The sequence below is a fragment of the Mucilaginibacter pocheonensis genome (assembly GCF_031456535.1).
GTDB classification, from domain to species: Bacteria; Bacteroidota; Bacteroidia; order Sphingobacteriales; family Sphingobacteriaceae; genus Mucilaginibacter; species Mucilaginibacter pocheonensis.
The window spans coordinates 212548-225530 of sequence record NZ_JAVDUU010000004.1 but is presented as its reverse complement, the minus strand read 5'-3'; the positions used below and the strand labels follow the sequence as shown (position 1 = coordinate 225530).

8 protein-coding genes are annotated in these 12983 nt (G+C 42.3%); 4 read left to right on the top strand and 4 right to left on the bottom strand.

The annotated features are described in order from the left end of the window. Nucleotides 1-39: 39 nt before the first annotated feature. The 3 genes from J2W55_RS19235 (at nucleotide 40) to J2W55_RS19225 (ending at nucleotide 5774) form a co-directional block, all read left to right on the top strand. On the top strand, nucleotides 40-1275 hold the full coding sequence (locus J2W55_RS19235) for an SGNH/GDSL hydrolase family protein (protein WP_310099520.1): 1236 nt from the start codon (nucleotides 40-42) through the stop codon (nucleotides 1273-1275). A gap of 16 nt (nucleotides 1276-1291) precedes the next feature. Then, on the top strand, nucleotides 1292-3643 hold the full coding sequence (locus J2W55_RS19230) for a glycoside hydrolase family 95 protein (RefSeq protein WP_310099517.1): 2352 nt from the start codon (nucleotides 1292-1294) through the stop codon (nucleotides 3641-3643). 115 nt (nucleotides 3644-3758) lie between these two features. Beyond that, a complete protein-coding gene (locus tag J2W55_RS19225; protein ID WP_310099514.1) occupies nucleotides 3759-5774 on the top strand; it encodes an FAD-dependent oxidoreductase in 2016 nt (671 codons plus the stop codon). A gap of 135 nt (nucleotides 5775-5909) precedes the next feature. Here the strand turns inward: J2W55_RS19225 and J2W55_RS19220 are convergent, their stop codons facing one another. Genes J2W55_RS19220 through J2W55_RS19205 form a run of 4 tightly spaced genes read right to left on the bottom strand, consistent with a single transcriptional unit; the run spans nucleotide 5910 to nucleotide 12046 of the window. Further along, nucleotides 5910-6497, bottom strand: coding sequence for a TetR/AcrR family transcriptional regulator (locus J2W55_RS19220; RefSeq protein WP_310099511.1), 588 nt, complete (start codon nucleotides 6495-6497; stop codon nucleotides 5910-5912). Between the two features lie 49 nt (nucleotides 6498-6546). Further along, nucleotides 6547-7857: a TolC family protein gene (locus J2W55_RS19215; RefSeq protein WP_310099508.1), complete on the bottom strand. Its 1311-nt coding sequence runs from the start codon at nucleotides 7855-7857 to the stop codon at nucleotides 6547-6549. 10 nt (nucleotides 7858-7867) lie between these two features. Next, nucleotides 7868-10975, bottom strand: coding sequence for an efflux RND transporter permease subunit (locus J2W55_RS19210; RefSeq protein WP_310099505.1), 3108 nt, complete (start codon nucleotides 10973-10975; stop codon nucleotides 7868-7870). A 6-nt stretch (nucleotides 10976-10981) separates the two neighbouring features. Continuing rightward, complete coding sequence (locus J2W55_RS19205; RefSeq protein WP_310099502.1) at nucleotides 10982-12046, bottom strand: efflux RND transporter periplasmic adaptor subunit; 1065 nt, start codon at nucleotides 12044-12046, stop codon at nucleotides 10982-10984. A 258-nt stretch (nucleotides 12047-12304) separates the two neighbouring features. Between J2W55_RS19205 and J2W55_RS19200 the strand changes: the two genes are divergently transcribed. Continuing rightward, complete coding sequence (locus J2W55_RS19200) at nucleotides 12305-12895, top strand: TetR/AcrR family transcriptional regulator (protein WP_310099499.1); 591 nt, start codon at nucleotides 12305-12307, stop codon at nucleotides 12893-12895. The last annotated feature ends 88 nt before the right edge of the window (nucleotides 12896-12983 follow it).

The following is a 12983-nucleotide window of genomic DNA, read 5'->3' as shown; positions in this document are numbered from 1 at the left end:
GGGGCTGTGACTCACTCCGGTGGTTTTTACTTTAACATTATGCGCTACTATTTTCGGAATCGCCTTTTTATAACCGTAATTATATTATTAACCTGGCACGTGCTCATAAATGCCCAGGTTAAGGATCATCCGAAAGCAAGCCTAAATAATTTGCCGTTGTCTGGTTTTTATGAGGTACGGCAAGGACTTTCTCATTTTTATCAGAAACTTTATAAGCAAAAGAAAGTAACCGTCGCATTTCTCGGAGGATCGATAACTTACAATCCCGGCTGGCGGCCAATGGTTTGCGATTACCTCAGGGAACAGTTCCCCGATGTGCAATTTCATTTTATTGCTGCAGGAATTCCCTCACTCGGAAGCTTACCCCATGCTTTCCGGCTACAGCACGATGTGCTTGATTCCGGAAAGGTTGATCTCCTATTTTTAGAAGCTGCTGTTAATGACCGCGTCAACCGGACAGACAGCCTGACGCAGATACGCGACCTGGAGGGTATTGTTAGACATGTAAGAAAAAGCGACCCCACTACAGATATTGTCGTGATGGAATTTGCAGACCCTTATAAGAACAAAGATTATGACGAAGAAAAAGAGCCGGTTGAAGTGAAAAATCATGAACTGGTAGCTGCTCATTATCAAATTCCATCTATCAATTTGGCAAAAGAAGTGCATGACAAAATTGCCAACCAGGAATTCAGTTGGGAGAAGGATTTTAAAGATTTGCATCCGGCGGCATTTGGACAACAACTGTATTTCGAAAATATTAAAAGTTTATTCAATGATTGTCGTAAAGACTATTTATCAGCACATAAAAAATCAATTACACATTTAGCTTCACCCGTTGATGATCATAGTTTCGACAATGGAATTTACGTTGATGTAAATAAAGCACTGTATACTTCAGGTTGGCAATTGGTTGCCGATTGGATCCCCCTTGATTCAGCCGGCACACGCATGGGCTTTGTTCATGTTCCTGTGCTGATGAATACCGCGGCAGACCAGGAGCTGACGCTACCTTTTAATGGTAATGCGATTGGAATAGCGGTGATTTCGGGCCCGGATGCAGGTATTATTTCCTGGCGGGTTGACGAAAATCCGGAAAATACAATCGATCTTTTTACAGAATGGAGTTCCGGTTTGCATTTGCCGTGGTATTTGTTGCTGGCAAGTGCATTACCCCCTGGCGATCACGTACTTCATATTAAGGTATTGAAAGATCATAACGGTAAAAGCAAGGGCAGTATTTGCCGCGTAGTTCATTTCCTCATCAATAAATAATCCTATCTCATTTTTCATGAAAACATATTTTCTGTTAATTGCTATTTTTTTATTAGTTGCCAATCAACAGGTGCAAGCCCAACCTGGCAATACTTTGCTATGGTATAACAAGCCTGCTAAAGTTTGGGAGGAAACGCTGCCCCTTGGTAATGGACGCCTAGGTATGATGCCTGATGGCGGTATCAACCAGGAAAAGATCGTTTTAAACGATATTACGCTATGGTCTGGCTCAAAGCAGGATGCAAATAATTATGATGCCTACAAATCTTTGCCCCAAATACGAAGATTGCTTGCTGAAGGTAAAAATGACGAAGCGCAAAAAATCGTAGATGCCAATTATATATGCAAAGGGCCGGGGTCTGGTAGCGGCAATGGTGCTAATGTTCAGTTCGGCTGTTACCAGGTTTTGGGCAATCTCAGCCTGCAGTTTTTTTACAAGGGAAAACCTGCGGATAGCGCCGATGTAAAATATTATAAAAGAAGTTTATCCATAGCAGATGCAATTGTAACCTGTTCATATGTTGTAAATGGCGTGACCTATAAGCGTGAATATTTTACCAGTTTTAACCATGACGTCAGCATCATCACTTTAACTGCCGACAAGCCAGGGCAACTTAATTTTAACATTTCATTGTCCCGCCCCGAACGTTCGACAGTTACCGCAAAAAATAAGATGTTGACTATGGTCGGACAATTAAACAGTGGTTCCGATGCAAACGGCATGAGTTACTTGGTACAGGTAAAGCCCATTGTAACCGGTGGTACAATAAAAGCAAAAGGCGATCAACTTGTGGTGGAAAATGCAACGTCTGTCACACTCTATATTTCAGCGGGAACGAATTTTAAAGATGCTCATTTCCAAACAACCGTAGCTGAAAATCTGATCAAAGCTATCAATTGCAGTTATCAGGAAGAATTAAAAAAGCACTTTGCTAATTATCACCGGTTGTTCAACCGGGTTCAACTGGCTTTAGGTATCGGCAATGTTCCCGCGGTTCCAACAAATGAACGGCTCGCTAATTATTACCGCGATCCGGCAAAGGATGCTTCCTTCCCGGTGCTGTTTTACCAGTTTGGCCGGTACCTTTCTATTTGCAGTACACGGGTTGGCTTGTTGCCGCCAAACCTTCAGGGACTATGGGCTGACCAGGTTCAAACACCATGGAATGGCGACTATCACTTAGACATTAATGTGCAAATGAATCATTGGCCGGTAGAGGTTAGTAATTTGCCGGAGCTTGATTTACCGCTTGCCGACCTGGTAGCGGGCATGGTAAAAAATGGAGAAAACACGGCTAAGGCTTATTATCAGGCCGATGGCTGGATAGCACATGTGATTACCAATGTATGGGGTTATACAGAACCGGGAGAAAGTGCATCGTGGGGTATTACAAAAGCGGGCTCAGGCTGGTTATGCAACAATCTTTGGGAGCATTACGCTTTTACGCTGGACCAAAAGTATCTTGGAAAAATATATCCCATTTTAAAAGGATCGGCCCAATTTTATAACAGCACATTGGTTCCTTACGCCGCCAAAGGATGGCTGGTTACCTCGCCGTCCTCATCGCCAGAAAATAGCTTTTATTTGCCCGATGGCAAAACTGCAAGTATTTGTGAAGGCCCTACAATTGACAATCAGATTCTGCGTGAGCTATTTACAAATGTGATTAACGCCTCTAAAATCCTTGGTAAGGACGAAGGCTTCAGAAATATGCTTTCGGAGCGGCTAAAACAACTTCCACCTGCTGGTCAGATTGCAGGCGATGGCCGCTTAATGGAATGGCTGCAAGATTATAAGGAAACCGACGCACATCACAGGCATATATCGCATTTATATGGACTTTATCCTGCACATTTGATCACCCCTGAAGAGACCCCGGCACTGGCCGAAGCTTGCAGAAAAACGCTGGACGCCCGCGGAGATGATGGTCCGGGATGGTCAATCGCTTATAAACAAATTTTTTGGGCAAGACTAAAAGATGGTAATCGTGCTTTTAAATTATTCACGCAACTAATGCGCCCTACCGTTAAAACAAATATTAACTATGGAGGAGGGGGCGGCGTTTATCCTAATTTGCTGTCCGCAGGTCCGCCATTTCAGATCGATGCCAACTTTGGCGCCGAGGCAGGGATCGCAGAAATGCTGATTCAAAGTCACGCAGGCTACATTGAATTATTACCAGCCCTGCCTGATGCCTGGAAAAAAGAAGGAAAAGTAATAGGGATGAAGGCGCGCGGCAATTTCACGGTCAGTTTTTCCTGGAAAAACGGCCGTATCGTTACTTATCATATTGTATCGCCAACAAACAAAAAAGTAAGGCTTAAGTTTAATGGCCAATCGAAAGAAATCAAAATCACTGCCGTCTGACCAATAGTCACATAAAGAAATTATGTAAATTGGTTCAAATTGGATGATGAGAAAATGACAGACTCGTTTAAATGTTGCAGAGAAGTTAAATCGTAGATACTTAACTATTAAACTGATGGAAAATATTAAAAGAGCGTTATTGCTCGTCATATCCGCTATCTGTTTTTCTTCGGATATGCCGGTCCTGGCTCAAAATAAAAATGCAATAGAAGCCGATGTTTGTATTTATGGCGGCACCTGCGCAGGTGTAATTGCAGCTTATACAGCAAAAAGAATGGGAAAAACAGTGATATTGATTGAGCCGGGGAAACATTTAGGCGGAATGACCACAGGTGGACTGGGGTTTACGGACATTGGTAATAAATATGTGGTAACCGGGCTTGCAAGAGATTTTTATCGACGTGTAGGTGAGCATTACGGGAAATTTGAACAATGGATATTTGAACCCAAGGTGGCTGAAGAAATATTTAACGACTATGTAAAAAGAGCCGGTTTTGCTGTTTTATTTGAGAACCGGATAATAAAAACAAATAAAAAAGGAAACGAGATAAAAGAAGTTATAGTTGAAAATTCATTTAAGCCTATTGCTGCTATCAATAAAATTATTCGTGCAAAAGTATTTATAGATTGCTCTTATGAAGGTGATTTAATGGCACGGGCTGGCGTTTCCTATACTGTTGGGCGGGAAGCCAACAGCCAATATAATGAAACTATAAATGGTGTCGAACTGATGGACGGACATCAATTTCCCGACGGAGTAAGCCCCTTTAAGGTGCCAGATGATCCGAAAAGCGGTTTATTGTGGGGCATAGCCGATACTGAATTACAGGCAAAAGGTACCGGCGACAAAAAGGTTCAGGCCTATAATTTTCGCATTACGCTTACCAATGTGCCGGAAAACCGCATTGCTATAACCAGGCCTGCGAATTACAACCCTCAGCAATACGAATTGTTGCTTCGCTTAAAGGAGAAATCACCCTGGAAATCCCTTAACGATGTAATGATCATGAGTATGATGCCCAATAGAAAAACGGATATTAATAACAGGGGTGGCTTTTCAACAGATATGATCGGAATGAATTGGGAATATCCTGAGGCTGATTATAACAGAAGAGCAGCGATTTGGAAAGCGCATGAAGACTATACCAAAGGTTTTCTTTATTTTCTCGGTAATGATTCCCGGATCCCGGCAAATATCAGGGATGAGATGTCGCAATGGGGGTATCCGAAAGATGAATATACGGATAACGGGGGCTGGAGCCCTCAACTATATATTCGCGAAGCCAGGCGAATGATTGGAGAGTTAGTGATGACACAGCATCATTGCCAGGGCAAAGAGATTGCAAACGATGGTATTGGAATGGCTGCTTATACCATGGATTCGCACAATTGTGACCGTCATGTAGTTAATGGCATGGTAAAAAATGAAGGCAATGTTGAAGTTGGAGGTTTTGGTCCGTATCCTGTTTCTTACCGGGCTATAATTCCAAAGCGAAAAGATGCCTCAAATCTATTTGTTCCGGTATGCTTATCGGCTACTCATATTGCTTATGGTTCCATACGCATGGAGCCTGTATTTATGGTATTAGGTCAGTCTGCGGCGGTTGCTGCCTGCCAGGCTATTGATAAAAAGATACCGGTTCAGGAGGTTAATGTAAAAGAGGTACAGAACTTGCTAAAAAGCAACCCGCTTGCAGATGGCAGTACACCAGAAGTGCTGGTTGATAATGATGATACTGATCATACCCAAAAAACAGGAAGCTGGGAAACCATAAAAAATGGCGGTTATGGTCCCACTTATTTTACGGATGATTCCAAAATTGGGGTCACTAAAGCTGTTCGGTTCACTCCGGATATCATTAAAGGTGGTAATTATCAAATTTATACTTACTTGCCTAAAGTAAAGAATGCTTCCACCCAAATCTATATCACTATTGATGATGGGAAAAGTGCAGTGGAAAAAATAGTCAACCAATCAGACCTTAAGATCGAAGGACAGACCTCGGGTGAATGGGTTTCTTTAGGGTCCTATGATCTTTTAAAAGGGAATAAGGCCTATGTGCAAATATCCAATAAAAATGCCGATGGGGTAACTACAGCTGATGCTGTACTTTTTGTGCCTTTGAAGTAAATGCCCAAATTATGTTTGAATAATGACATTTTCACTGAAACTGCCCAATAATTTGCATTTTTCGGATCTGATTCAATTTAGATAATAGTGTGTGGGATGCTTGTAGAAATATCTGACAACTCTTCCCTGGTATAATTAACTTGACTTTAGATAATTAGCGTATAGTTGACGCCCATTTGCTGTAGTTATACCATTTATAAATAAATTAAGAGCTACAAATATGTCAGCATAGTTTCGTGAATTGTTAAACACTAAAAAGTCTGTTACGGATAAATAGATATTGACTGTACTTGGTACATCAAGGTTATGATGATAAAGGCCTTTTTCCACACCGTGTTTTAAATTTGTTTCAATAAACGCCTTCATATAATCGGTCTTAAATTCTTGAAATGCTTTAAATGCCCTGGGGTACCTTTTTAATATAAAGTCGCTAAAAATATACCTTAAAGCAATTAAATGGTTAAAAAGATCCTGTTGAAGAGATAACTCCTGAACAGGATCATTTGCCGTATCAACGTTTAACCTGATTATATTTTCGCCCTGTTTAATCAACAGGTCAACAACAGCTTCAACCAGGATACCTTTGTTGGCAAAATATTGATAAACCGTTTTCTTGGACATACCGGAAGCCCTCGCTACTTCATCCATGGTTACGCTTATGATGCCATGTTTGATAAAAAGCCCGATAGCGCTGTTGACCAACTGATTTCTTTTATTCTCCATTCCGGTAGTTGATATCGGTACTGTTTCCCTGGGTTTTAAGGTGTGCCTTCTAAAAAGAGCCGGCTATCCGGGGCTGGCTCTCCGTTTTTGCAGTGACGTAATTATATACAGCCGACCGTACATAAAAATCAGCAAAGGCTGTAACAACTGTACTTGAGGCCTGCTGATAAGCAGTTTGTGCATCCAGCACTTCAGAAATGGTAGCCAAACCGGCTTTATAGTTATCCTGGTTAACCTTCAGATTTTCAGTAGCCTGTTCAAGGTTGTCTTTCGCATAACTGATCTGTGTAAGCTGGTCTTGCATATCATACCAATAACGCACAATGCCTACTTTCAACTGGTTTTGCCCGTCACTGAAATCATTACGCGCTATTTGCTCATTAATTCGGCGTTGTTTGATCTTTTGTTTGCCGCGGCCCCATAAACCGTTTGAAATTGGGATACTGAGCGTAACAAAACTGGCTGGTGCAAAACTGCTTCCAATCCCGCTGTTGATTGATCCGGTTTGTGATGCACTCAGGCCAACAGCCAGGCTGGGCAGGTTATCGCCATTCGCCAACCTGGTCTGCAGTTTTTCGCTTTCTATGCGCTTGGAGAGTAATTGATAATTGGCATTACCACTTAAATTTGTATCGGGTTGCAGGGCAGGTAGCACAGGCAGGCTTTTTTTATTAAGTGTGTCCTGCATCACCATAAGCGAATCAAAGGGAACGCCTGTATACATAGAAAAATCCAACTGTGCTACGTGGCGCCCATTTTGAAGCTTGCTTTTATTAACCAACAGCTGACTCAGCTGAACCTTCACTTTCAGCAGGTCATTCCGGGCTATTAAACCTGATGCCAGCATATCTTTTTGCATTTTGAGAACAGCATTCAGCAGTGCCTCGTTGATTAATATGGTTTTTTGTTGTTCCTGTATGTTCACCAGGTTCCAATATTTCTGTTCGGTAAGCAATACCACAGAATCTGCCGATTGTTTTTTCCTGATCTGGCTCACCTGGAGCTGCAATGTGGCCAATTGGTTGCCGGTTTTAATTTTACCGCCAGCATAAAGCGACTCGGTACCGGTTACACCAAACAGGTAAAAATTGTTAATACCTTTTTCTAATAGTGGCGGCATGGCCGATACAAAATCCTTAAACCCTAATAAACCCACCCCGGTTGCACTAACCGAGGGAAGGTAATCAGACTTGGCGGCAACTACTTCGGCCTTTGCAGAGCTGATCTTCAACTCGCCATTTTTTAAAGCATAACTATAAGCCAGGGCTGCCTGCTTGCTTTCTTGAAGGGATATCACATGCTGCTGGGCACCAGCCTGCAGGCACGTAAAAATGAATATGGAAAAAATGAATGTTTTCATGATAATGAGCTTATACAGTTGCAATTTCGGGTGTTATGCTAACCGGTTTAGTTTGATCCTCTTTGCGGAAGAAAAGCCAGTACAGGGTAGGTAATACAAATAGCGTGAGCAGCATGGATACCAACAGGCCAAAGCAGATCACTGTACCAAGCGGACCCCAAAGCGATGACCTGCTGATTACCATTGGTATTACACCAACAGCTGCTGCAGATGAGGTGAGGAAAATTGGGCGCATCCGGCGTTCTGCAGATAGTTTGGCCGCTTCAAATACAGATTTTCCTTCATGCAACCTCAATTCTTCGGCAAAGTCTATCAGGATAATACCGTTACGAACCACAATTCCGCAAAGGGCAAGCAACCCCAAAAATGAAGTGAACCCAAAAGGATAACCCGCCACAAGCAGACCAAAAGATGCACCAAGCAAACTTAATGGCATAGTAGTTATGCTTAAAAGTGCATGTTTAAGATGCTTAAAATGCCAAAGCAGGATCAGGAATATCAGCACAATACTTACGCCCAGAGCGATACCCATCGGTCCCTGGTTTTCGCCTTGTAACTCAAATTCTCCTCCGTAATTAATCTCAACGCCCTGTGGCAGCTTGATTTTTTCAATTGCTGGTTGCAGGTCCGTTAAAACGCCATTAGCTACAGCATCCTGGGTTACATCCATTCTAACGGTTAGCGTACGCACACTGTTACGGCGCGTAATCTGTCCGTCGTTCCAGTCCTGTTCCACATCGGCCACCTGCCTTAGCGGGATAACCGATTTGGTTTGAGGGGATACGATATTCAGGTCCATTAAATTTGCAAGGTTGCTCCGGGCAGATTTGGGCGATTTGATCTTTACATCTACCGCATATGTATTTTCCCAGAGTTGGGTGGCGGTTATACCTTCCGAATGCATAGATATCGCGTTGGCAATGTCGCTTTTACCTAATCCAAGCCGTGCTGCCTCTGCTGTTTTTACTTCAATTTTGAGTGATGGCTGCATCTCATTGTAATCGGTCCTGGGCCAGGTTACCTGTTTATGTGTTTTGCCGATGGCCAAAACCTTATCAGCAACCTGTTTTAAGGCCGCTATATCGTTTCCGCTTATCCTTACCTCAATTGGCGCAAGCGCGTTGATCATGTTCAGTTGTTTCATACGGACATAGGCAGACGGAAACAGGTTGCTATATTTTTTCTGGTAATCGATGATCACTTTTTCGGTAGCATCCTCAGATTCTGTTTTAACCAATATCTGCGCATAGTTTTTTGCCGGAAGATTTGGAGCATATACCGAATGGAAACGCGGAGAACTGCTGCCAATGAAACTTGTATAAGTAACTATACGCTTATCCTGTTTCAATATGCGTTCCATACCTTTTACCACGCTATCTGTTTGTGAAAGGTTATAACCACTGGGCAGGTAAATCTCCATCGCGAATTGATTCCGCTCCACTTTAGGGAATAGTTGCTGAGGTAATAACCCCATCATGGCTATACCAAGCACAACCGCCATAATTCCAAAGAATACGGTTAGCTTGTAATGTTTCATGGAATTGCCAATGTGGCTGTTAAAGAAATTCTGCAGCCTGTCCAGAAATGACCTTTTTTCGTCGTTCTTACCGTGCAATAACCCTTTTTTGATAAAGAGGGTGTTAAAAAAGGGTACCAGCAACATAGAAATAAGCAATGACAAAGTCAACGCGATCATGATCGTTACCGGAAATAGCCTAATGAAATCTTTGGATACGCCTGTCATGAAAAAAGCGAGCGGAACAAAAGTGGCCGATATAGCCAATGTGGCTGTAAAAACCGAAGGGAACAGTTCCTGCGCGCTGCTTTTGGCAGCATCCCATACAGACATGCCATGATCCAGCTTTTCAACATGATTATCAATTACTACTATCGGGTCATCTACAACGATGCCCAGTACCACAATTAAAGCGGCCAGCGTTACGGTGTCGAGCTCTATACCAACCATATACATAATGGCCAGTGTGGCCGCGATGGTGATAGGAATAGTCGCCGCTGCAACGGTAGCCACCCTCAAGGGCAATAAAAGCAGCGCAACAAACACAACCCCCACAAGAGCAAAGGCAAACTCTTTCATAAAGTGACTGATCGAATCATCCACCACTTCGGGCTGATCTGCCAGTTTAACCAATTTAATGTCGGCTGGTAAATGCTTGCTTACTTTGTCTATACGTTCTTCCAGTTCTTTACCAAATTGCACAATGTTTTTACCGGTTATCATCTCCAGCGAAATCACGATAGATTTGGTGCCGTTTGAGGTTACATAACTATCGGGCTCATCATATTCGCGTTTAAGGGTAGCTACATCGCGCAGTCGAACCGAATTGCCGTTGGCATCCTGCCTGATGATCTGGTCTGCAAGCTCTGCTTCGGTTTTATAGAATGTATTAAGATGGATAGGCTCATCTACTACTTCGCCTTCTTCCTTACCGGCCGCATTTATGGCACCCTCGTTTTGCAGTATTTGCATAATATTGCTCACCGATACGCCTTTTTGCAATAGCTTGTTGTTGTCTACATAAACCGTTACCTGTTCATTAAGGTTGCCGGTATGAGATATTTTGGCAACATCCTGCACCTGCCTAAGCTCTGCCTCAATGTCTTCCACATTGCGCAGCAGCTCTTTATAAGGTCTGGTTTTCGACTCCACAGCCATTAGCATTGCCGATGTATTGCCAAATTCGCTATCGATATAAAAACCCTTAACTTCTTTGGGTAGCTGGCTCTGTAAAATGAGCATGCCATTTTTGATCTTGTTCCAAAATGCTTTGGTTTGAATGGCATTTAAATTGTCGGCAACTTCAACAAAAACATACATAACCCCATCGCGCGAATAGGAATACGTTTTTTTCTTATTGATCTCGTTATTGCTGAATAAGTATTCTTCTACCTTTTTTGTCAGTTGTTCTTCTACCTGTTTGGATGAGGCGCCAGGGTATTGGCCAACGATCAACCCCTGCCTTATGGTAAAGTCGGGGAACTCATTTCGTGGCATATTGAAAAGCGCCGCAATACCGAGTATAAAAAATATAGCAGAGAGGGAAAGCGGGAATACATGGTACTCCATAGCCCATTCAATTAAATTACCTTTCTTTTTCATGATCTGCTATTTGTTATTGACAATTACAGGGGTTTGATCGGCAAGTTTCTGGTAACCAGAGGTTATCACCTGCTCATTGCCGGTAAGGCCCGACCGGATAGCAATGCCTTTGCTATAAAGCTGACCTGTAGTTACTTCCTTCCTGGCTGCCTTATGGTCTGCGGCTGCGATATATACAAAGCTGTTTCCTTTTTCATCTACCTGTATGGCCTGCACTGGAACTATAACCTCTTTAGCATTGCCGGCCGCATCTGCGGCACTGGCTGCTTTTTCAAACACAACTTTACACAGCATGCCGGGTCTTAATCGCATATCATTATTAGCCAGGGTAATTTTAACGTTGTAATTTGCGCTGCCATTGAGCGCTAAAACGCCTACTTCGGCAACCTGGCCTTTCAAAGGCACATCGCCCAAAGCGTCAATTTTTACTGTAGCCTGCGTTCCTGCTTTATATCTGTTGATTTCACTTTCGGGGACTGCCACCATTACTTTAACCGAGCGGGTATCCAACAGCTGCAAAACCGGTTGACCTGGATTGGCAACAGCCCCGGCTTCGGCTTTCTTTTCGCCAACAAAGCCGCTAACAGGAGCATAAAGGTGGGTGTGGGCAATATTTTGATAGGTTGCTCTCGCTGCTGATGTTGCCTGCTCAAAATTGGACCTGGCCTCCAGCATTTTTATTTCGGCAACGCTGCCTTTTTTAAATACCTCATTAATACGGGTGTAATTTTCTCTGGCAAGTTTTACTTGTGCCAGTTGGGCATTATACTGGCTGCGATAGGTAGTTTCATCTACCGAACCCACCAGTTGTCCTTTTTTTACGTAATCTCCTGTATGTACGGGGAAGGACAAAATAATTCCTGAAACCTGAAAACTTAAATCAATTGTCTTATCAGCTTCAAGGGTTCCGTCATAAACGGTATGATCGCCGGCTGATATGGATGTAGAGCCCAGGTTAAATACATTGACGGCTAAAGTGTCGGGGCCTTTCTTTTGCTCTTTTCCGCCTGAGCAGCCGGAAATCCATAGAGCAGTCAATACTGCTGCGGTAAGTGTAGTTTTGGTTTTCATTTAATTTAATTGAACATTATTTGTATTTTTGTCGATATCTATTCTGATTTTATTATTAAGCAGAATAGATTATTTAGCTAATAAATAGCAGTGTTTTGTCTTGTTGTATTTAATTTCTAAATATAATTTCGACAAATATACATTATTTGTATCATTGATATTTTTAATATTAGTGTCATTTTAGAATTTCAATAGGATTACGATTAAACCGGTTAATTGTATACCAGTCACAAACAAAAAATGTATTTTTGTCGAGCCATGAAAATAGATGAAAACGATAAAGTAAGAGAAGAGATCATTAAAGCGTCGGGCGCGGTATTTGAGCGTTACGGTTATTTAAGAGTATCTATGCAGGACATTTCAAACGAATGTAAAAAAGGGCGCAGCACACTATATCATTATTTTAAAAATAAAGAGGAAGTGCTGGATGCGGTATGTTACAAGCTTTTTTCACACTGTCTGGAGGAAAGTGTAGCCGCGATAAGTAAAAGACGCTCTTTTTCGGCTAATATAGAATCCTTTAATAGCATGAAGATTAAACACCTACGTGAGGTAGTTTTAAAGTACAAACTTGTTATTGACGATTTGAAGCAGGACCCGGCAATGCTCATGTTAAAATCACGTACTTTTGCTGAAGATGAGATAGCGGCTGTAAAGCAAATGATAAGATGGGGGATAGAAAATAAGGATATCGCCGAAATATCTGACGAAGATACGCAGTTCCTGGCCGAAACGCTGAGCGCCGCATTTAAAAGCTTCGAACAAGAAATCATGATTTTCGGCAGGTTTCCACAATTTGAAAGTAAAATAGCGTGGCTGGCACAAATGGTGCATAAGGGGTTGATGTAACTTTTAGCTTAACTAAACTGTAGATATAAAATCATGATTGGGTAGCTTGTAAAAGCAATTTGAATGGTGGTTTTTACTCTGAGCTATC

Bases quoted from the DNA above. Each gene is read 5' to 3' on its own strand.
- J2W55_RS19230 (WP_310099517.1), top strand. From the start codon at position 1,292: ATGAAAACATATTTTCTGTTAATTGCTATTTTTTTATTAGTTGCCAAT.
- J2W55_RS19210 (WP_310099505.1), bottom strand. From the start codon at position 10,975: ATGAAAAAGAAAGGTAATTTAATTGAATGGGCTATGGAGTACCATGTA.
- J2W55_RS19235 (WP_310099520.1), top strand. From the start codon at position 40: ATGCGCTACTATTTTCGGAATCGCCTTTTTATAACCGTAATTATATTA.
- J2W55_RS19200 (WP_310099499.1), top strand. From the start codon at position 12,305: ATGAAAATAGATGAAAACGATAAAGTAAGAGAAGAGATCATTAAAGCG.
- J2W55_RS19225 (WP_310099514.1), top strand. From the start codon at position 3,759: ATGGAAAATATTAAAAGAGCGTTATTGCTCGTCATATCCGCTATCTGT.
- J2W55_RS19205 (WP_310099502.1), bottom strand. From the start codon at position 12,046: ATGAAAACCAAAACTACACTTACCGCAGCAGTATTGACTGCTCTATGG.
- J2W55_RS19215 (WP_310099508.1), bottom strand. From the start codon at position 7,857: ATGAAAACATTCATTTTTTCCATATTCATTTTTACGTGCCTGCAGGCT.
- J2W55_RS19220 (WP_310099511.1), bottom strand. From the start codon at position 6,497: ATGGAGAATAAAAGAAATCAGTTGGTCAACAGCGCTATCGGGCTTTTT.